Annotated in this window: 17 protein-coding genes; 4 read left to right on the top strand and 13 right to left on the bottom strand. The window is 43.7% G+C overall.

Translation table 11 applies throughout. The features are described 5' to 3' along the window. Positions 1 to 151: 151 nt before the first annotated feature. From ACROAE_RS14585 to ACROAE_RS14570, 4 genes are all read right to left on the bottom strand, one after another. Positions 152 to 1,816 (bottom strand): methyl-accepting chemotaxis protein, encoded by a 1,665-nt coding sequence (locus tag ACROAE_RS14585; protein WP_432402990.1) that lies wholly within the window; start codon positions 1,814 to 1,816, stop codon positions 152 to 154. Positions 1,817 to 1,935: 119 nt separating this feature from the next. After that, a complete protein-coding gene (gene chrA, locus ACROAE_RS14580; protein WP_432402988.1) occupies positions 1,936 to 3,087 on the bottom strand; it encodes a chromate efflux transporter in 1,152 nt (383 codons plus the stop codon). A 76-nt stretch (positions 3,088 to 3,163) separates the two neighbouring features. Next, a complete protein-coding gene (rlmC, locus tag ACROAE_RS14575; RefSeq protein ID WP_432402986.1) occupies positions 3,164 to 4,297 on the bottom strand; it encodes a 23S rRNA (uracil(747)-C(5))-methyltransferase RlmC in 1,134 nt (377 codons plus the stop codon). Continuing rightward, the gene (locus ACROAE_RS14570; RefSeq protein WP_432402984.1) at positions 4,287 to 4,766 is read right to left on the bottom strand and encodes a MarR family winged helix-turn-helix transcriptional regulator; all 480 of its coding nucleotides are present in this window, start codon (positions 4,764 to 4,766) and stop codon (positions 4,287 to 4,289) included. The genes rlmC and ACROAE_RS14570 overlap by 11 nt, the downstream gene beginning before the upstream one ends. 199 nt (positions 4,767 to 4,965) lie before the next feature. Between ACROAE_RS14570 and ACROAE_RS14565 the strand changes: the two genes are divergently transcribed. Next, complete coding sequence (locus ACROAE_RS14565; protein WP_432402982.1) at positions 4,966 to 5,154, top strand: cytoplasmic protein; 189 nt, start codon at positions 4,966 to 4,968, stop codon at positions 5,152 to 5,154. A gap of 66 nt (positions 5,155 to 5,220) precedes the next feature. On the opposite strand, the gene ACROAE_RS14560 is transcribed toward ACROAE_RS14565, so the two are convergent. The 3 genes from ACROAE_RS14560 to ACROAE_RS14550 all read right to left on the bottom strand — a co-directional run bounded on the left by ACROAE_RS14560 (position 5,221) and on the right by ACROAE_RS14550 (position 8,224). Further along, entirely contained in the window at positions 5,221 to 5,601 is a 381-nt protein-coding gene (locus ACROAE_RS14560; RefSeq protein WP_432402980.1) for an STAS/SEC14 domain-containing protein, read from the bottom strand. Between the two features lie 376 nt (positions 5,602 to 5,977). Further along, positions 5,978 to 7,396 (bottom strand): multidrug transporter subunit MdtD, encoded by a 1,419-nt coding sequence (gene mdtD / locus ACROAE_RS14555; RefSeq protein WP_432402978.1) that lies wholly within the window; start codon positions 7,394 to 7,396, stop codon positions 5,978 to 5,980. Positions 7,397 to 7,669: 273 nt separating this feature from the next. Continuing rightward, positions 7,670 to 8,224 (bottom strand): TMEM165/GDT1 family protein, encoded by a 555-nt coding sequence (locus ACROAE_RS14550; RefSeq protein ID WP_432402976.1) that lies wholly within the window; start codon positions 8,222 to 8,224, stop codon positions 7,670 to 7,672. Between the two features lie 464 nt (positions 8,225 to 8,688). Here ACROAE_RS14550 and ACROAE_RS14545 point away from each other — a divergent pair, with 464 nt between their 5' ends. Beyond that, positions 8,689 to 9,891, top strand: a complete 1,203-nt coding sequence (locus tag ACROAE_RS14545; RefSeq protein WP_432402974.1) for an aromatic amino acid transport family protein — start codon at positions 8,689 to 8,691, stop codon at positions 9,889 to 9,891. A gap of 135 nt (positions 9,892 to 10,026) precedes the next feature. Continuing rightward, positions 10,027 to 12,183, top strand: coding sequence for a S46 family peptidase (locus ACROAE_RS14540; RefSeq protein WP_432402972.1), 2,157 nt, complete (start codon positions 10,027 to 10,029; stop codon positions 12,181 to 12,183). An 8-nt stretch (positions 12,184 to 12,191) separates the two neighbouring features. Here the strand turns inward: ACROAE_RS14540 and ACROAE_RS14535 are convergent, their stop codons facing one another. From ACROAE_RS14535 to ACROAE_RS14525, 3 genes are all read right to left on the bottom strand, one after another. After that, positions 12,192 to 12,923 (bottom strand): 23S rRNA pseudouridine(2604) synthase RluF, encoded by a 732-nt coding sequence (locus ACROAE_RS14535; protein ID WP_432402970.1) that lies wholly within the window; start codon positions 12,921 to 12,923, stop codon positions 12,192 to 12,194. 27 nt (positions 12,924 to 12,950) lie between these two features. Beyond that, positions 12,951 to 13,643, bottom strand: a complete 693-nt coding sequence (locus tag ACROAE_RS14530) for a DUF998 domain-containing protein (RefSeq protein WP_432402968.1) — start codon at positions 13,641 to 13,643, stop codon at positions 12,951 to 12,953. Positions 13,644 to 13,780: 137 nt separating this feature from the next. Continuing rightward, complete coding sequence (locus ACROAE_RS14525; RefSeq protein WP_432402966.1) at positions 13,781 to 15,124, bottom strand: Na+/H+ antiporter NhaC family protein; 1,344 nt, start codon at positions 15,122 to 15,124, stop codon at positions 13,781 to 13,783. Between the two features lie 367 nt (positions 15,125 to 15,491). Here ACROAE_RS14525 and ACROAE_RS14520 point away from each other — a divergent pair, with 367 nt between their 5' ends. After that, the gene (locus ACROAE_RS14520; protein WP_432402964.1) at positions 15,492 to 15,773 is read left to right on the top strand and encodes a hypothetical protein; all 282 of its coding nucleotides are present in this window, start codon (positions 15,492 to 15,494) and stop codon (positions 15,771 to 15,773) included. A gap of 74 nt (positions 15,774 to 15,847) precedes the next feature. Here the strand turns inward: ACROAE_RS14520 and putA are convergent, their stop codons facing one another. The 3 genes from putA to ACROAE_RS14505 form a co-directional block, all read right to left on the bottom strand. Next, on the bottom strand, positions 15,848 to 19,042 hold the full coding sequence (gene putA, locus ACROAE_RS14515) for a bifunctional proline dehydrogenase/L-glutamate gamma-semialdehyde dehydrogenase PutA (RefSeq protein WP_432402962.1): 3,195 nt from the start codon (positions 19,040 to 19,042) through the stop codon (positions 15,848 to 15,850). A 380-nt stretch (positions 19,043 to 19,422) separates the two neighbouring features. After that, complete coding sequence (locus ACROAE_RS14510) at positions 19,423 to 20,004, bottom strand: TIGR04211 family SH3 domain-containing protein (RefSeq protein ID WP_432402960.1); 582 nt, start codon at positions 20,002 to 20,004, stop codon at positions 19,423 to 19,425. A gap of 141 nt (positions 20,005 to 20,145) precedes the next feature. Further along, positions 20,146 to 21,414, bottom strand: a complete 1,269-nt coding sequence (locus ACROAE_RS14505) for an inorganic phosphate transporter (protein WP_432402957.1) — start codon at positions 21,412 to 21,414, stop codon at positions 20,146 to 20,148. Position 21,415 lies beyond the last annotated feature (1 nt).

Here is a 21,415-nt window from a genome sequence, read left to right as displayed (position 1 = left end):
TAAACCTAGACCGAAAGGTCGATTATTAACAAACTAATGGCGAATATATTTCACGACAACGGCCGTTCACTTCATAAGCGTTTAGCCATAAAAAAATGAACCCACTTCGGGTTCATTTTCTGTCGAGTTAATAGTGAAACTGTACGGCGAGTTACACCTTAAATTGCCCCACTAACTTCGCAAGAGTTTGCCCCTCGTTGGCCACATCTTTACTCAAGCCAGATGCATCCTGGCTGGCAGCCAATAGTGAGTTAACAATTTCTTGCACCGAGTTAACATTGCGATGGATCTCTTCAGTCACAGAGCTTTGCTCAGTCGCAGCGGTCGCAATTTGGGTACTCATGTCACTAATACTGGTCACTGAGGATGTAACCGCGCCTAGGCTTTCTGAGATTGCCCGCGATGACTCTACCGAGCTTAAGCAACTCGTTTGGCTTTCTTGCATAGTCTGCACCGCTTTAGTCACTAACTTATGTAATTGCGATAACATGTCGTTAATTTCTACTGTGCTACTTTGGGTTCGGCTGGCGAGATTTCTCACTTCATCGGCTACAACCGCAAAACCACGCCCTTGTTCACCAGCACGTGCTGCTTCAATGGCTGCGTTTAACGCCAGTAAGTTAGTCTGCTCTGCAATACCACCAATCACGCTCAATACAGAGTTAATTTTCTGCGATTGCTCACTTAACGATTTCACATCTGCTGCTGCGTTATCGATTTGCTTCATTAAATTAGACACTTCCGTTAATGAAGTATCGACACACTCTTGTGCTTTCGTCACGTTGCCAGATGCGGTATGCGTTGCTTCTGCAACCATGCTGGTATTGTGCGCCACATCATTTGCCGTTGCTGACATCTCAGTAATGGCCGTCACGATTTGATCGATTTCATTATTGTGGCTATAAAGCTGTTCGGTCATTGAAACCATTTGGCCACTAATGCTTTGCGCGCCGTGTTTAACTCTGTCTGTCGCACTCGCTACATCACCGATAATCGTTTGCAGCTTATCGACAAATAAATTAAACGCACTGCCTAATTGGCCAATTTCATCTTCGCTCGTCACGTCTAAACGTTTGGTTAAGTCACCGTCACCTTTGGCAATATCGTTTAGTGAGTTGGCCATATTCTGGATAGGAACAACCAGCTTGTGAGCCATCAACACAACCACAAATGCCGTAATACCGGTTAATCCCAACGCCATTAATAAAAACATGACAGTTTTGCTGTTCATGCGTTCGGCTTTTTCATCGTGAAACTTGGCGATGGACTCTTCAATATCATCAATATATGCACCAGTTCCCAACATCCAGTTGGTGTTAGGCACCATTACGGCGTAACCGAGCTTTTCAATTAATTGCTCCGTACCGGGCTTTTTATAAAAATAAGAAAAGATACCATCACCAGATTTAGCTGAATTTAATAACCCGACGATAACTTTGGTACCATTAGGGTCAGCCATATCAATTTTGTTTTGCCCTTCTAGCTCAGGCATCGTCGCATGGAAGATGTTTACCCCCGCAGTGTCATAGATGTAAAAATATCCTGCACTGCCGAAGCGTAAATCACGTAAGGCTTGTTTTACATCACCGCTGCTGCCTAGCGATAGTTGATAGTCCACAACACCACGAGCAATCTCAGTGGCTTCAGCCAGTTGGTTTTTTCTCTCTGAAACTAACTCGCCCCTAAATTGGGCAATATCATTTTCTAACGAAGTCCCCTCGTTAACATAAAACAGACTCAATAAAACGGCTAAAATTAATGATAATGGAATTAGAGATAATCCCAAAAGCTTATTGCGGAGGGAGGATTTCAGCATAGTTGGCAGCCTTTTTGTTGTAATAATCTATTAAGTATAGATGTTTACAGCATGTAGCCAAACTTTGCACACAAATAAAGTGAAACATGTCGCAAAAATAAACAAGATGGAAGTTGAACTTAGATTAGCGTCAATAACGCGCCTATTGCAGCAAAACCCACAACAAGCCAAACAATGCCTGGCCTGAATACTTTTAAAAGACTAAATCCAATAATTACCAATGCCATATCAAGCGGCATGATGACAGCGCTGGTAAATACCGGTTGATACAGTGCCGCTAACAGTAAACCGACAACCGCCGCATTTACACCTGCTAATGCGCCGGCAATATTGGGGCGCTGACTAATGGTATGCCAGCTTTTCAATCCGACTAACATCAGTAAAAAACCCGGTAAAAATATCGCTAAAGTGGCGACTATGGCGCCTAAAATAGGAGACTCTAACCATAAATCGGCCCCTAAAAAGGTGGCAAGGGTAAACATAGGCCCAGGGATGGCTTGCGCAAGTGCATAGCCGGTTAAAAAGCGGTCGGGAGTAATGTAGTCACCTACACTGGCCTCGAGTAATGGCAGCACCACATGGCCGCCACCAAACACTAAACTTCCGACTTGAAAAAACTGCGCAAAAATTTGCCCTAAACTGTCATCATGCCCCATAAAATACAGTGAGCTGGCTAAACACAAAATAAACAAAGCCAGCCAACGATAATCAAGTTCGATAGGGGGATTTTCGGGGGTAATATTTTCACCACGCGTCAGTAATACCACGCCAAGAATGGCGGCAATCACTAACACTGCAATTTGCATTAGCATTGACGGCATTAAGATAATGGCCACCGCAGTTGCAGCCATTAATACTTTGGCGGTTTTACGCTGACAAAATTGGCTAAACATGGACAATGTCGCATCGGCAACGACCACGACGGCTAACAGTTTTAATCCGTGGATCATGCCCTGCACTGCAGTGATTTCTAGCCACTGCGCACTGGTTACCGCAAATAAAAACAACAATAGAAATGACGGTAACGTAAAGCCTAAAAATGCCGCGAGCCCACCAAATAAACCCCCTTTGTGGTAACCAATGGCAAAACCAACCTGGCTTGAGCCCGGACCTGGCATAAATTGGCTTAAGGCAACAAAACTGGCGTATTGCTTACCATCAAGCCATTGTAATTCATCAACAAATGCTTTTCTAAAATAACCAATATGAGCCGCAGGGCCGCCAAAACTGATTAAGCCTAATGCTAAAAAACGACTAAATATTTGCCACATCGCCCAGTTCCTTTTTGTGTGAAGCCATCATTTTATGACATAAAAATGACAATTTCATGACCACACTACTGTTAACTTACTGTTTTTCTAACATGACTAACACTTCAAAATGGTCAGTATGCGGAAACATATCAAACAACTGCACCTTGGTAATCTGGTAGCCCTCAATATTGGCTAAATCAACCACTAAGGAGTTGGGATTACAGCTTGAGTACACTATCGCTTTAGGGGCAAAAAGACTTAATGAACGACACAATGCTTCGCCTAAACCACGTCTTGGAGGATTGACGATAATTAAATCAGGCTTGTCTTGAGTTGCTTGCCCTTGAGCAAACTGTGTCGAGTCAAGCGCACTGAAATCAACATTTGTTAACCCCAACTTTTCAGCAGACATTTTGGCGCACTCAATCGCTTCCGCTTCAATTTCAATACCCGTTAAACGAATATGTTTGTCGGCACAATGCAGGCCAAAACCCCCTACGCCACAGAATAGATCCCAAATATAACTCGGGTTAAACTCTGCAACCCACTCGCGGGCAGTGTGATATAACTTGGCCGCCACATCTGGGTTGGTTTGAAAAAAGCTTTTAGGCCGAATAAACAGCGGCACATGATTAAACTGCTCTTCTAAACGAGTGGCCTCGGTTAAAAAGATTTCTTGCTCGCCCTCTAATATCGCCATGTGCACAGGTTGAATATTCACTGACACTAACGCGATCGCTGGAAACTCGTGTAATAGTTGCGGTAACTCACGTTCAATTCGGGTAATGGCTTGCTCACTGCGCAGTACAAAGCGCAACATAAACTGGCCCTGTATTTGGCTACGAGTCAGTAAAATATACTTCAGTTCACCTTTGGCTTTATCCACTCGGTAAGGCGGTAACCCGGCCTGTTGCACAAAACGTTGTAATCGATGCAGAAGAATTTGCATGTCTTGCGGATACAAGCTGCAATCACATAAACTAACCGCCTCACCTTGTGGGTTCACCAGGCCTAAAATAGGTTGATGCGCAGCGCCCAACACCACCATTTTAGCCTTGTTACGAAAACCAGACTCGGCGCTTAATACCGGAGCTAACCATTTTGCTACGCTAAGATCGCTAAATAGTTCAATAAGCTGCTGTTGTTTTTTGTCTATTTGTTGTGGCATCGGCTGCAAAATGTTGCGGCATGATAAACAATCACCGCGCTGAAAATATTCACATTTCACAGCTTGTTGCCTCGCCCGAATTCAGCATGGCAAATGCCTGATCGCATAATTGTTTAAGTTGAGCGAGATCCTCAAGCGTTCCGCCCACTTTGCAGCGCATTTGCTCTGGAACCGTTAACGCTTGTTGATGTAACTCACGTCCCGCTTCGGTAACGTGTAACACCCGCACTCGTTCATCTAATTCACTGCGGCCACGACTGACTAACTCTTTAGCCTCAAGGCGTTTAAGTAACGGTGTTAATGTACCAGAATCAAGATGCAGCTTTTCACCTAGGGTTTTCACGCTAATACCAGGTTCTTTCCACAACACCATCATCACCAAATATTGCGGGTATGTTAGCGACAATCCGTCTAACAGTGGTCGGTATGCGCGGACCATCGCATTGGTAGCACTGTATAATGAAAAACACACTTGGTTTTCAAGTGCTAAAGGATTAACCGCTTGCTCGGGGGCATTTTTAATAGACATAGGCTTTACTCAGCTCACCAATAATATTCAAATCTGTATCCAGACAGATCTAACACGGAATTTCATCAAAATTTAATTATATCACACATTAATTGCGCGCAATGTATTAACGCGTCACGAGAAATAAAATGATTTATCGCTCAAGTTTTACACTGTTAAGCCGATAGAAATAAACACAAGTCAAAACTGAGGACAACGCATGCCAATCAGTGTGAATGCACCATCATCAATGCCTACAACGATTGATTCTGGTAACAGTTTGAAAGTCGCTGTAATGGCGAAAGATCAGCAAGAAGCAGAAGGCCAAATGGCACTGCAGTTGATTGAAGCCGCCGCGCCACCGCAACCTGTGGGTAATAGCGGTCATAATATTAATACTACGGCATAGATACATGATGCTTAAAAAAAACCTAGCAATTTACGCTAGGTTTTTCTTTTTCAAGGCCACTAATATCTAATAGCGTAACCATTTTAATGCGTCATGTTGGTCTTCAAAATACTTCATTTCACCTGACATAAACCAACTGCCCATTTTAGTGGCCCAGTCTAGCCAGGTCTTATTACCCCATATGGCAACGCGTTCAAATTCAGACTCATGCTTTAACCCCAGCTGTAAGTCATCCCAGGCAGCACGCAAATCCCAACCTTCAAGCTCTGTCGCATCGAGTAATAAGCTAATTTTAGGTTGATCAACCTGGCTTAACGCACCTTCAAGCATTGGCGTAATCACCAGATAATCTTCATGGGTTAACGTTCCGACGGCTTTTAACGTCACAAAGAAAACATTCTCAATACGATTAATGCCAATTGATAAACCGTGTTTTTTAATACTCATACCCCACTCCTTAGTGATATAAAAAAACGAGACTCATGTTTATATTTTAACCAACTAAGTCAACTGGAGTGTGCCTTAGAGCACAAATTTGAGTTAAGTATTCTATCTTGTGCCCAAACAACCTGAAGATGCTCGATTTCAGCAAGAATTTACACGCGTTTAGGCAAGGCATTGATTGCGGGTAATGGTTGCTCCCTTTCCAAAATCAGCTAAATTAACAAATGCCGCAGTATCAACGCGTGTAAAACTTGCCCTATGGGAGTTTCACCGTGTTCCCCTGATGATTAAATCAAGAGCGTTGTTGTGCTAATTTATAAGGTATCCGCATTAACGCGCCTAGCGTTGAAAACACGGTGAAGCTCTGAATCACGTCTCTTCAAGTTGATTGGGTATAAACCTGCCGGCCAACCTCTTTAGGCAGCAGTGAAAAAATGGCCGCTGCAAACATCGTCATGATGCCTACGGTAACGAAGGTTAATTGAAATGCACTTAACACCTCTGCTTGACTGCCGCTACTGACACCCGCACTAAAGCCACCCAACAATGCCCCCGCACAGGCCACGCCTAGACTTAATGCTAGTTGAGCAACCACAGACAATAGACTGTTACCGCTACTGGCACTCTCGTCATCTAAATCAATCAGCGTCACGGTATTCATGGCCGTAAATTGCAATGAATTAATGGCCCCCAGAACCGCCAACATACACAACATAAACCAGTATGGTGTTTGTTCGCTGACTAATCCCATACTAGCCAACATCAAACCCAGAGCCAAAGTATTCCCGGTTAATACGATACGAAAACCAAAACGCTCGATGATTGGACGAGCCAACCACTTAGCGAGCATTGCTGCTGCGGCCAACGGTAACATGCTCATCCCCGCTTGAGAGGGAGAATAACCTAATGCGATTTGTAATAATAACGGCACTAAAAATGGCAAAGCACCGCTCCCCAAACGGGCAAAAAGGTTACCAAAAATACCAATGGAAAAAGTGTTAGTTTTAAACAATGAGGGTGAAAATAGTGGCTTTGCAATGCGGCCCGCTCGTAACCAATATGCTATCAAGCATGCCATGCCTGCAAATAACAGCAACATGACTCGTAAGTGGGGTAAATGCAGTTCGCCCAATCCTTCCATCGCAATGGTAATCAACAACATTGCACTACCAAACAACAAAAAACCTACACTATCAAAGCGTGTTTTTTGTTTGCCACGTAAGTCGGGAATAAACTTGAGCGCGGCATAACAACCAATGAGCCCTACTGGCAGGTTAATTAAAAAAATCCAATGCCAGGTTAAATATTGCACCATCCAACCGCCCATTGCTGGGCCTATTAATGGGCCGAGTAATCCTGGGATAGTAATAAACCCCATAATCCGTACCAACTCTGATCGCGGATAAGCCCTCAGTATCACCAATCGCCCGACAGGAAACATCAATGCGCCACCGAGCCCTTGCACCACCCGCGCGCCAATCAACATATCAAGTGAATTTGATAAGGCACAAAGTAACGATCCGAAACTAAACAATACAATCGCGCTGAAAAAGATCTTTTTGGTGCCAAAGCGATCGGCTATCCAGCCTGATGCGGGGATCAATAACGCGACGGTAAGCATGTAGGCAATAATAACGCCTTGCATGCGCAGTGGATCTTCATTTAAGTCGCTGGCCATTCCAGGCAAGGCGGTGTTTAAAATCGTGCCGTCCAGTGATTGCATAAAAAATGCAATCGCCACCACCCAAGGCAAAGCTCTGGCGGTTCTATTATCAAGTAAAGGGCTATTTATCATCATACCTCTTTATACCATTGCGCGTTAGTAAGTGATCTCTCAGCGAGAATTTAAAAGGGCTTAAACAAGGCGAATGACTGAATGAATAGTTATTCTCTTTCGAAGTCATGCAACGCAGTGTAAGTCCTTTTAAAACTCGCCTGAAAGGAATGCCCCAGCCGCTTTTGCTCTGCGTTCTCGCTATTTGAAAGGGAACAACCATTACTACATAGCGACGCCTTAATCAAAAACCGCTGGACGCATTCTGAGTGGTCACTTATTAATGCGGAATGGTATTTACCACATGAGCGTGGCCACACCAAGCAGTGCAAACAATACGGCACAACCTCGGTGGATAAGGGTCATGGGTAACTTGTTCGCACTAAAATGCCCCGCTAACACCACAGGCACATTGGCGATAAGCATGCCTAATGTGGTACCGATAACTACCCAAGTTAATGATTGATATTTAGCGGCTAGCACCACGGTAGCAATTTGTGTTTTATCACCTATTTCGGCAATAAAGAACAAAATAAACGTCGCGCCAAAAGCCCCGAGTTTATAAAAACGATTATCATCATCGTCGATTTTATCTGGAATTAATACCCATAATGCAATGGCAAAAAAGCTCGCGGCAATAAGATAACGCGACCATTGAGGATCAAGCCAGCCTATCGACCATTGCCCTAAATACGCAGCTATAAAATGATTAATTAAGGTGGCGAATAAAATCGCACTGATGATGGCCGTTTTATTGCTAAAACGAATCGCTAATAACAACGCCAATAATTGAGTTTTATCGCCGATTTCAGCAATTGCAACAGAAAAGGTTGAAGTGAGTAACGCGTCCAATGTGATTATCCTAGGGGTAAATGACAACTAAGCACAAGCCGCCGCATACCCCTTGATGCAGTGATTGTGCTTAGGTCTCGCTGGGTAAACATCAGTGATTAACTGCATGTTACTGTCTGCACCATGGCATGAGGCCAAATATGTTGATACAGACACCTTGCGTGCTTAACAGCATTGCAAGATTAGCTACTCCCCTAAAACTAGGCGCATTATAACGATTAATTTTATTTATTCAATCAACTGTTTTTACATTGTAAACGTGACTTAATATCATCGCGAACACACTGTAGCGCTGTAATGCTACGCTATTGCAATGTTGGCGTGTAAAGTAGTTTGGCTTAATGTTATGTAATTGTTTATAAACACGGCTGTTGGCCTTTAACTGCCGAAGATCCTTGCCTGCTCAGTCACCATTCTGCTAATGTCCGACACAAATAAAATAATAATTAGACAGGACGTTTGCTGTGAATTTGAAAACCTTAGGTTCTATTTCTATCGTTGCCGGAACTGCGATTGGCGGTGGAATGCTCGCCTTACCATTAGCCACCGCGGCACTAGGCATTATCCCTGCGTTAATCTTATTGGTCATCATCTGGGCTATTTCAGCTTATACCTCTTTACTGATGCTAGAAATCAATTTGCGCAGTGGTGTCGGCGATAACGTCCATGCCATCACAGGTAAAACCCTTGGTAAAGCAGGCCAACTTATTCAAGGCGGCTCATTTCTTAGTTTATTATTCGCCTTAACCATGGTGTATCTAATGGGAGGGTCATCACTATTAGAAACCCGCTTACAACCCATCGGCATTACCATGAGCAATCAAATTGCAGTCATATTATTCACCGTCTTTTTTGGCGGAATTATTGCCATCGGCGTAAAGTGGATTGATAAAATATCGCGGATATTATTTACTGCGATGGTGTTGTTATTAGTTGTCGTTGTGAGCTTCTTGCTACCCGACGTGAACTTAATGAGTGCATTAAATAACTACTCTACAACCGTAGCCTCTGGCGATGCACTGCAGCAACTTTGGTTAGCCGCTATTCCTGTGGTGTTTACCTCTTTTGGTTTCCATGTGTGTATTGCGACAATTGTGCGCTACCTGGATGGTGATGCTGTATCGCTGAGAAAAGTGTTATTGATTGGCTCAACCATCCCCTTAGTTTGCTACATTTTATGGCTACTGGTCACACTAGGGTCGTTAGGTGGCGAAGCCGTACATAGCTTTGGCGGTTCACTGCCTAAACTGGTGTCTGCACTACAAGGCCTCGTTCAATCGAGCATCATTAGCCAGGCTATTGATCTGTTTGCCAACCTTGCATTAATTACCTCGTTTTTAGGGGTCACCATGAGCTTATTTGATTATGTTGCTGAACTGACGCGCGCTAAAAATGACGTTGCTGGGCGCGCTAAAACATGGCTAATCACTTTTGTCCCGCCACTGCTTTGTGCACTGTATTACCCGGACGGCTTTTTTCAAGTTCTTGGGTTTGCAGCAATACCATTGGTGGTGATGATCATCTTTTTACCGATTGTGATGGCATTAAAACAGCGCGCTCAAAAATTGGGTGGCTATCAGGTTGCTGGTGGTAACGTTGCATTATTATTAGCGGGATTAATCGGCTTACTTATTGTGTTTGCCCAGCTCATGGTTGCACTCGCTTAAGCAGGAGTGTTAATCATTTGTAAGCGAGTTTTTCAGACGCTATCATGAGAGTGAATCTTTTGTTAAAGTCAGGCCTAGCCTGACTTTTTTGTTTTGTGGGCAACTAATTAAATTACCGAAAATGGAATAATTATAATGAAAAAATGGTTATTAACCGCCGCCATCGCCGCCAGTTTTGGCGCTGCAGCAGATGAAGGGATGTGGCAACCACATCAATTACCTGCAATGGCTGACGAACTGAAAGCAAAAGGCTTAGAGATAAGCGCCGAGTCAATTTCAAAATTAACTGAGTTCCCAATGAACGCAGTGATCAGCCTAGGCGGTTGTACCGCATCATTTGTATCGCCAAAAGGCTTAGTTGTCACTAACCATCACTGCGCTTATGGTTCTATTCAGTACAACTCAACCCCAGAAAATAACCTACTTAAAGACGGCTTTTTAGCCAAAACATACGCCGAAGAGTTGCCAGCTACACCTGGCTCACGCATTTTTGTTACCGAAGACGTCACCAATGTGACAGACAAAGTGACTGCGGGCCAAATGGATAAAATTGGCAATGAATTCTATAAAGGCATTGAGCTTCAACAAAAAACCTTAGTGGCTGAGTGTGAGCAACAAGACGGTTATCGCTGTCAGGTGTATAGCTTCCATGGCGGTTTAGAATATTATCTTGTTAAGCAGCTCGAAATTCGCGATGTGCGCTTAGCTTATAACCCTGCTGCAAGCGTGGGTAAATACGGCGGCGATATCGACAACTGGATGTGGCCACGCCATACCGGTGACTTCTCATTTTACCGTGCTTATGTATCAAAAGATGGCAAGCCAGCTGACTTCAGTAAAGACAACGTTCCTTATGAGCCAAAAAGCTTTTTAAAAGTCTCCGCTAAAGGCGTGAGCGATGGCGACTTTGTCATGGTTGCCGGTTACCCTGGACGCACCAACCGTTACCGCACTGCCGATGAAGTCAGCAATCAATTTGGCTGGGCTTATCCTGAAGGGAAAGTCTTGCAAGAGCGCATGATTGATATCATTAAAGAAACGGCTCCAGAGGGCAGCGACGAGCGCATTAAATACGAAAGCTTAATCGCTGGTCTTGCCAACTACGCTAAAAACTTTACCTCGATGATTGAGTTTTATGGCAAATCAACCATGTTGGCCGAACGTGAAAAAGTAGAAACCGATTTAGCAAACTGGATTGGTAAAGATAAAAAGCGTCAACAGCAGTATGGCAAAACCTTAGCAAACCTAGAAAAACTGGTTGCTAAAAGCCAACAAAACCAAGAGCGTGACATATTACTGGGCTATATCGGTTACACCACTATGGTGACCACTGCACGCAGTTTATATCGTTTAGCAAATGAAAAAACCTTAGCGGATATGGCGCGTGAACCCGGTTATCAAGACCGCGACATGACCAACTTTACCTCAAGCATGGAGCGAATCGACCGTCGCTATGCTGCCAGTGTTGATAAAGCGTTACTCGCTGACTTACTGACACGCTATGCAACATTGCCTGCCAAGCAACGCATGGCATCATTAGACAAGGCATTTGGCATTACAAATAAGTTTGATGCTAACGCCTTAGCGAAAACCCTCGACAACATGTACTCAAAAACCACGCTAGATGATCAAGACACCCGTTTAGCCTGGATGAATAAATCGGTTGCTGACTTTAAAGCGTCAAACGATCCTTTTATTCAATTTGCAGTACAAACCTATGACGCAGACATGGCACTAGAAAAAGCCAAAAAGCAATTAGAAGGCGAACTCATGAAAGTGCGCCCACAGTACATGGATGCCATCATTGCTTACAACCGTGAGTTAGGTAAACCAGTATATGCTGATGCAAACTCAAGCTTACGTGTCACAGTAGGTAATGTTAAAGGTTACTCGCCACAAGATGGCTTAATGGCCGAACCCTTTACTCGCCTAGAAGGACTTTTAGCCAAAGATACTGGGGTTGACCCATTTGATGCACCGGCTAAACAGCTTGAACTGATTAAGCAAAAGCAATACGGCGATTACTACGTTAAAGCCATTGATTCAGTACCGGTTAACTTTTTATCGACCTTAGACACCACCGGCGGTAACTCAGGTTCACCGACGTTAAATGGTCGTGCTGAATTAGTCGGTTTATTGTTTGATGGCGTATATGAAAGCATTATTGGCGATTGGGGCTACGATGCTCAAAGCAATCGCTCAATTCAAGTGGATAGCCGCTATATGCTGTGGGTGATGAAGTATTTAGACAATGCTGACAACCTACTAGCTGAAATGGATATCGCTAAATAGTCTCCGCTTTAACTCAGTGACGTTAACTCACTGAGTTGCGTTAAGCTTAATAACTCTGCGGCCGAAACTGGCCGCATTGTGTTTTCTGGCAGACAGCCTAACTCCACGTCCATCAACTTTGTTCTGAGTAAATCAATCACCTTATAACCCAGCGCCTGGCACATGCGGCGAATTTGGCGATTTAAGCCTTGGGTTAAGACAATCTCAAAAGTGTCACCCTCATCAAAACCACTCAATGAACGTATACAGCATGGCCGGGTTTGCGCACCTTGATAAGTCACACCTTGCGCCATTTGCGTTAAAAACGCAGGTGTTAGGGGTTTATCGACCTGCACAACATAAGTTTTGGTGTGGTAAAAATCAGGGTGCATTAGCGCTTGTGTTAACTCGCCGTCATTGGTGAGTAACAACAAACCGCGAGAGTCTTTATCTAAGCGGCCCGCAGGATATAATCTTGGGGTTTGCGGCAACAAATGAATCAAACTGCTTGGGTCGCTTATCAATAACCGGCAATCGATACCAATGGGTTTATGGTATAGCCAATATTGCTTATCTTGCGGGGCCAAAACAGCAACACCATCAACACAAATATCGAGGTTTTGCAGGCTATCAACCCGCTCGGTATGGGTGGCTAATTGTTGGTTAATCGTGACTCTTCCGCTGTCAATTAATCGCGACGCTTGGCGGCGTGACGCTACACCACATAACGCTAAATAATGACTAATGCGAACCAAAGACATGACCTATAGCGACCTTTAAATTAAAAATTAATAGTTTTCGAGCCACTTATAGGCCACTTGTTGCTGCACTTTAATGGTTTTCATCATGCTGAAACTCAAGCAGACACACCATAAAATATTGGCTTGCGTCAATGACCACATCGCTAACGACACCACACAAAACTGCGGTAAATAGTTTGAGCAAGGAGGAAAATCTAATTGATTAAAATCGAGTAACACGATCAATATTGTGCCACAGATTAAGGCGATAATTGTCAGTGATAACATGCGTTTATTCATGGTGCTACCGGGTTTAAAATAATCCAATACACACACGCAATGCAGCACAATTGAACTGACTAAATACAGGGTCGATACTTTACGGTGAGTGTCTAAAAAGTTTACTGGAAACACCCCCATCAAAATAATGCTGATGCCAACAACGCAACCCACCATGGCCAGGTAACGACTTAGCCCATCTTGGTAGGTATAAAACACAGCCACCATGGCTAACAAGAAGCAAGAACCGCCGGCCAATAAAGATAAATTGAACACCACGGCTAATGGCGAATTCATGTAGTCGCCTAAGGTGTCAGGGCGGATTAATAGCATATCGAGACTGACACTACCGACTTCGGCCAGCAATGCACTGCCAACACCGAATGAACAGATCATCGCTGTGGCCAAAGACATAAACACAATCACTAGGTGTAAGTCATAATTTCGAGTTTTAGATATCACCAGTGAATCTTTATGCTAAAAAAAGGGAGGCAAATATTAACCTGTTAGCGGCTAAATTTAAAGCAAATAACAACATGCCCAGCGGTTTAGGGCTGGGCATGTTGGTCATAATCGTACAATGGGTGTTCTTTGGCTTATTAAGCTCGCTTACGCAAAATAACAATAGCGACTGCCGTTACGGCTAATACCATGCAATACCAGGCATTTGATACTGCAGTTAATGGGCTAATAGTAAACACAGAGGCAATTAACAATGCTTGCGCGCCATGAGGGATTAACCCTTGAATGATACAGGCAAAGATATCGAGAATACTGGCGGCGCGTTTTGGGCTAACACCGTGTTTCTCAGCCAGCTCTTTAGCAATATCACCAGTAACCACAATCGATACCGTATTGTTAGCAACGCAGGTATTCGTTGCGGCAACAATAGCCGCCATGCCGAGCTCGGCAGCGCGGGTTGATGCCCCGCCGTTGGCTTTAGAAAATCGGCTGATTAGCTTTTCAACGAGCTGACTGACAAAAGTTAACCCACCTTGTTGCTGCATTAACGCCGCTAAACCACCCACCAACATAGACAGGATAAAAATCTCCTGCATATTCGTAAATCCAGTGTAAATATCATTACCCATTTGAATCACGGTATATTCCGAGGTAAATATCCCCGCTGCGCCCGCCAGTACAATACCTAAAGACAACACCACAAAGACGTTAAGCCCTACCACTGCAAGTACCAAAATGGTCAAGTATGGGATAACTTTTAAAATATCGATATCTTGTGTCGCAATATCGGCCTGGCCCTGGCCAGCGAGTGCAAACAGCACCAACGTGATGATTGACGCAGGTATCGAAAACACTAGGTTTTCACGAAACTTGTCTTTCATTTCACAACCTTGCGTGCGGGTAGCCGCAATGGTGGTATCTGAAATAATCGATAAGTTGTCGCCAAATAATGCGCCAGACATCACTGCGCCTGCCATTAATGCGTAATCAATTTGTGCCTGGTCTGCAACGCCTAATGCCACTGGCGCTACAGCTGCAATGGTGCCCATAGAGGTACCCATCGACGTGGCAATAAACGCCGCAATCACAAAGAAACCCGGCAACAGTAAATTAGACGGAATAAACGATAACCCTAATGCAACCGTCGCATCGACGCCGCCTGTCGCTTTAGCAACGGCAGCAAAGGCACCTGCAAGCAAATAAATTAAACACATGGCGATAATATTGCTGTGGCCAATACCTTCAATGAAGGTTTCAATGGCTTGGTTGATGTGTTGCTTGGATAAAATAACGGCCAACACTATCGCAGGTAAAATCGCAACAACGCTCGGTAATTGATAAAACGCATAATCAACACCTTGGCTTTGAAAATATAAGCCAGCGCCAATAAATAAACCCAAAAACACAAATAAGGGCAGTAAGGCCACAAACGACGCTGGGCTATTAAGTGCTGTCGTTGGTGATGAAGTTGGTTTGGTCAAAGTAGTCTCTCTTTATCTTAACGATTAGGGGTTGTCGGATGAGAAAAGCGAGTACGACACAATCTCGGTCATCGGTGATTATCTAGCATGCATAAAACAACACTAAATACTGCAGTCGCATCTTAACAAGTTGAGCCAAGAATAAGAGAACTAAACAATCATGTCAATCTGGACGTCTAGACTTCTTTGCTTCCGTGGTGAAATTTATGCTAAAACCTGATAACTGCTACAAACATTTTACATAAACATAATCAATTTATCGATTTAGTGCTATTTTTCTACCAAAAAATTGATTTGTGTTACGACTAACCTAATGCCGATTTGCTAACCTGACAAGTGTTCATCACGATACTAATAAGGTGAAGTTATGGAACGTAAACCAGACAGAATGACAGCGATGAGGCTGATCATCACTCAAGTCAAAGTTAGCTTCCCGTTAGATCAGGCTGATATTTTCAGCTGTGGACCAAGCAATACTTGCGTAGGTTGCCCTAAAAAATTATTGGATTTAGTCGACGCTGAAATCAATTATTGGGAAGCCGCCATGGCCCAAGGCGTTATACCCTCATTGGGTGATATCAGCCGCTTTGCTAAAATGTGCACTAACGTTAGCCGTGGTTTAAAACGTAATAATACCATTCCGCATTAATAAAAAAGCCCACTTTGCAGTGGGCTAATAAGACAAACGCTTTTACTCACGATTGCCGTACAATCTCGTAATGCTTACTCGTCAGCATCACCTAACGACAATAACGTCGCATTACCACCAATAGCGGTAATGTTATTGGTGCGGGTCTTTTCGGTCACAAAACGGGTTAAGTAGTGTGGTCCACCAGCTTTAGGGCCTGTGCCAGACAAACCTTGACCGCCAAAGGGTTGCACGCCAACCACTGCGCCAATTTGATTACGGTTAATATACACGTTACCTACATTGACTTTATCTGCTAAAGACAGCGCATGGCCTTCATTACGACTGTGGATCCCTAACGTTAAACCAAAACCTGTGCTATTGATTTCATCAATCACTTTAGCTAAATCGGCAGCCTTGTAACGAATGACATGCAAAATCGGTCCAAAATGCTCTTTTTCAAGTAACTTAATTGAGTTAATTTCAACTGCAGTAGGTGATACAAAGTGACCGTTTTCTGTCCCAGCTGGCAGCTCAAGTTTATTGATCAATTTGCCCACCTGGATAATATGATCAATGTGGGCATTCAAGTTCGCTTTAGCAGTAGCATCAATCACAGGGCCCACATCGGTTTTCACTGAACTTGGGTTACCAATCACTAACTGCTCCATGGCGCCCTTCATCACTTCAATGACGCGGTCGGCAATATCTTCTTGTAAAAACAATACACGTAACGCCGAACAACGCTGGCCAGCACTGGTAAATGATGACGAAACCACATCATTTACCACTTGCTCAGGCTGTGAAGTTGAGTCAACCACCATGGCATTTTGGCCGCCGGTTTCAGCAATTAATGGAATAATTGCACCATCTCGGTTTGCCAATGTGCGGTTAATTAATTTAGCAGTACCGGTAGAACCTGTAAAACACACACCGCCAATACGTTCATCAGCAGTAATAGCCGACCCCACCACAGCACCGGTACCCGGTAGGAACTGCAATACATCTGTTGGGATACCCGCTTGATGTGCTAACTGAACCGCACGGAAACCCACTAAACAAGTTTGTTCTGCAGGTTTAGCAATAACGGTATTACCCGCGGCTAGCGCTGCAGAAACTTGACCTAAGAAAATCGCTAATGGGAAGTTCCATGGGCTGATACAGACAAAAATGCCGCGTCCCTGTAGAAACAGTTCGTTTAACTCGCCTGTTGGACCCGGAAGCAATTCAGGCTTAGCCATCATCTTCTTCGCTTGTACGGCATAGTAACGACAAAAATCGACGGCTTCACGGACTTCATCAATACCGTCTTGAATGCTCTTACCGGCTTCGCGGGTACACAGAGCTATCAATTCTTCGCGGTTTTCTTCCAATAAGTCAGCTAACTTTTGTAAAGCGTTTGCACGTGTTTCAACCGGTGTACGCGCCCAACCTGCAAAGGCTGCATCGGCACCCGCAACGGCTTGTTCAATGGCATTGGCATCAGCAAAGGCAACTGTACCCACGGTTAAAGAAGTATCATAAGGGCTAACAACGGTTTGAACTTCACCCGCTAAGGTTTTACCGTTTACCAATGGACCCGCAGTCCATTGAGTATCACTGTATTTATCCAGTGCAGCAAAAAATGGCTCTGACTCAGAAATAATGTTCATGTTTAATCCTTTAGAGTTTTTACGTTCTGCACCGAAAATATCAGCTGGTTGAACAATTTTATGGTTAGCGAGCGACTTATAGCCCAATAGTGTCACCAATGGATGAACAACTAAGGTGTCGATTGGCGTATTTGGGTCAACTAATTTGTGAACAAATGAGGTATTGGCACCGTTTTCAAGCAGGCGACGCACAAGGTACGGCAGCAAATCTTTATGAGCGCCAATGGGCGCATAAATACGTACCGCTTTAGCACCGCTTTCTGCAAGCATGGTGTCGTAAAGCTCTTGGCCCATACCGTGTAAGCGTTGGAATTCATATAAACGATCACCCGCCATAGCATCAATACAGGCTACGGTCTGCGCATTATGAGTCGCAAACTGTGGGTAAATAGCACCACGAGTGGCGTCTGATAATAAATAACGGGCGCATGCTAAATACGAAACGTCGGTGCCAGCCTTACGGGTGTAAAGTGGGTAGCCTGACTCACCCGCTTGTTGTGCCCATTTAAGCTCACTGTCCCAATATGCCCCTTTAACTAAACGCAGCGGAATTTCATCGCCTTGGTCTTTTGCAAGACGCGTTAACCAACAAAGCGTTGGCAAACAACGTTTAGAATAAGCCTGAACAACAATCCCTAATAAGCCCCAGCCTTTAGCTGCTTCAGACTGATAGAGTTGTTTGAATAATGTTAATGATAATTCGAGGCGATCAACTTCTTCTGCATCGATAGAGATACCAATATTAAGTTCACGTGCTTGCACGATTAACGTGATAACAGTGTCGTATAATTCGCTTAATACACGGTCTTCATTCGCAACTTCATAGCGCGGATGTAACGCTGACAATTTGATAGAAATAGTCGGTCGTGGTGAGTCAGATTCGTTGTATTGCTGAGCGCCTAAATCGCGAATCGCATTACTGTAATCGGTAAAGTATTTTTGTGCATCGTTGGCTGTGAGCGCCGCTTCACCGAGCATGTCGTAGCTGTGTGTGTAGCCTAATTTGCGTTTAGCTTCGCTGTTTTTAAGTGCTTCTTTAACATCACGGCCTAATACAAATTGCTTACCCATGATTTTCATCGCTGCAAGCATTGCTTGGCGGATCATTGGCTCACCGACACGGTTTACTAGGCGCTTTAACAAATTACTTGGCGAACCATCAATATTACGGTCTAACTTTACAATGCGACCCGTTAACATTAAGCCCCAAGTTGACGCGTTAACCAGCACAGAGCCACTTTTATTTAAGTGTTCATCCCATTTTGCACCAGACAATTTATCTTCGATTAATGCATCTGCAGTCGCGGCGTCAGGAATACGCAATAACGCTTCTGCTAAACACATTAAGATAATGCCTTCTTGAGTCTCTAGGCTGTATTGTTGCAAAAACGCATCAATACCAACCATGAGGCCTTTTTTCTCAAACTGACGCACTTTGCTCACGAGCTCATGGGCACGACGAGTTACTTGTTCAATGTCTTGTTCAGACGAAGGTACCAGTTTAATTAATTCAGACAGGTATTGCTCTTCATCGACAATGTAATTGTTGGTCACTGCAGTAAACAGTTCATCAAGGGTGGCATTGTCGTAGCGGCCGTCTAGTACTTCACTCGCTTTGAACATAGTATTCGCTTCCATCTGGTCAGGTTAAGGATGGTTATTATGGTTGTTGAATGGACACTGTATTCACGAATATTTTATTTTGTATACAATGTACGATCTGATTTTCGGCGATTATACATTCAAAATGTGAACTTGGACACTATAGTTGAAACCTTGATGTTGAATGTTTGATTAACACTATTGAATTAATCAAAAATTTAAGGGTGAACAACTCAACATGCGGAAATCAATAAATATAATTATCTGATTAATAATGCTTTTAATAGTAAATACTAAAATAGGGATAGATGAATTAATTTCATCAAAAAATGCAAAAAAAAAAGGCCAACGTTTTAATTGTTGGCCTTTAAAGTCGAGGTTATCGCAATAAACGGTTTACTCACCGTTATTTGAATTTACATCCAGCGGTTTTTCTGACGACGTTGTGGACGAGGTAAGTAAACCAAAATAATACCGATTAATGCGCCTAGGCCACCAATTAATCCGCCTTGCTGCCATAACTCATAGCGTTGATCATCAGCCACTTGTGCAATGTTAGATTGGGCTTCATCACGCTGCTTAATCGCCAATGCTAATGAGGCGGTCAACTCAGCAACTTTCTCATTGGCTAGATTCAAGTACTCTTCGGTATTGTCTGTGCTCAACGACTCTTTATTCAGTTGCTCGTTTGCTTGCCTTAATTGCGTTTCCATATCTGGAAAACGTACGCGATAGCTCGGCTTGTCGGTAACTAAACTGGCTAATACCCAACCTTCACGACCTTTATGATCGATAATTTGGGTAAAGTCGCCTTCGGTATTATCTAATAACGTGACAGGCTGACCAGCTTCTACGCTACCAATAATTCGGAACTCCTTTCCTGGCCCACCATGAAGATAGGTAAATACATCATCAGAGATATAATCTGGTTCAGCTGGCGCAGCAAAAACACCACTTGGCGCAAGCACTAAAATAAAGATTGAAAGCAGTCTTAACACGAGTAATTATCCAAACGTTGTAAACTTGTTGTCATGCTATTTATTAAATGCCCTGAATGCAAGAAGGAAGTCATATGACTTCCTTCTTAAATGCAATTAAACATTCATATTTTTACAAATATGCGCGGTTCGATAGTTAAATTAACTAAAGATACCTTTGATAATGTAAAAGAACACTATCGATAATGCTGCGCCAGCAGGTAAGGTTACCACCCAAGACACCACAATATTACGCACAACACCGATGTTAATCGCCGCGATACCACGGGCCATTCCCACACCCAATACCGCACCCACTAAAGTTTGAGTCGTAGAGATAGGTAAACCAGTGCCAGAAGCGAGTACCACGGTTGATGCAGCTGCAAGTTCAGCAGCAAAACCACGGCTTGGCGTTAAGTGAGTAATGTTTTTACCGATAGTTTGCATTACGCGCTGACCAAAAATAGCCAAACCTAATACAATGCCCACAGCGCCTAATGGTAAAATCCACCAGTTTAAGACAGCTTTAGAGCCAATCACGCCACCGCTTTCAACAATAGACACAACCGCAGCTAATGGACCAATCGCGTTTGCAACGTCGTTTGAACCATGGGCAAACGCCATACAACACGCAGTAACAACCATTAAGATGGCAAATACTTTTTCTACGTTACCGTATTGGGTTTTAATATCCGCTTTTTCGCTCATCTTCAAACGGCCAATAGCCACTTTACCAATCAGTCCCACAACCACGGCTACCACTAACGCTAACAAATATGCTTCAACGGTAGAAAAATGCAAACCAACGTGTTTTAAGCCTTTGGTAATGGTCACGAGTGACATCACAAAGCCAGCAATCGCCATGTAAAAAGGCACATAACGTTTAGCACTGCTTAATGGATCGTCTGTGTTGAAAATCAGTTTTTGCACGCTTTGGAAAATGATAAATGCAATAAAGCCTGAAATTGCAGGCGTCACCACCCATGAACCAACGATCCCGCCTACTGCGCCCCATGAAACAGAATCAATGTTCACACCGACTGCAGCAAAACCAACAATAGCACCGATAATAGAGTGCGTTGTTGATACTGGCCAGCCTAATGCAGAAGCAACAACTAACCAGATGCCTGCTGCAAGTAATGAACCTATCATACCGTAGACTAACAACTCAGGCGTTTCAGTGAAGAAACTCGCGTCAATAATCCCTTTACGGATAGTACTGGTTACCTCTCCGCCTGCTAAGAAAGCACCGGCGAATTCGAAAATCATTGCAATAATGATGGCTTGTTTAATAGTAATGGCATTAGAACCTACAGAGGTTCCCATGGCATTGGCTACGTCGTTTGCGCCAATACCCCATGCCATCAAAAATCCAAATGTTGCCGCAAGCATAATAAGCATTGGGCCATTGGTGACTAATACATCAACCATG

The organism is Shewanella sp. MF05960 (genome assembly GCF_050849305.1).
GTDB lineage: Bacteria > Pseudomonadota > Gammaproteobacteria > Enterobacterales > Shewanellaceae > Shewanella.
Note: the sequence above shows the minus strand (reverse complement) of the source record. Positions and strands in the feature narration are given on the sequence as shown.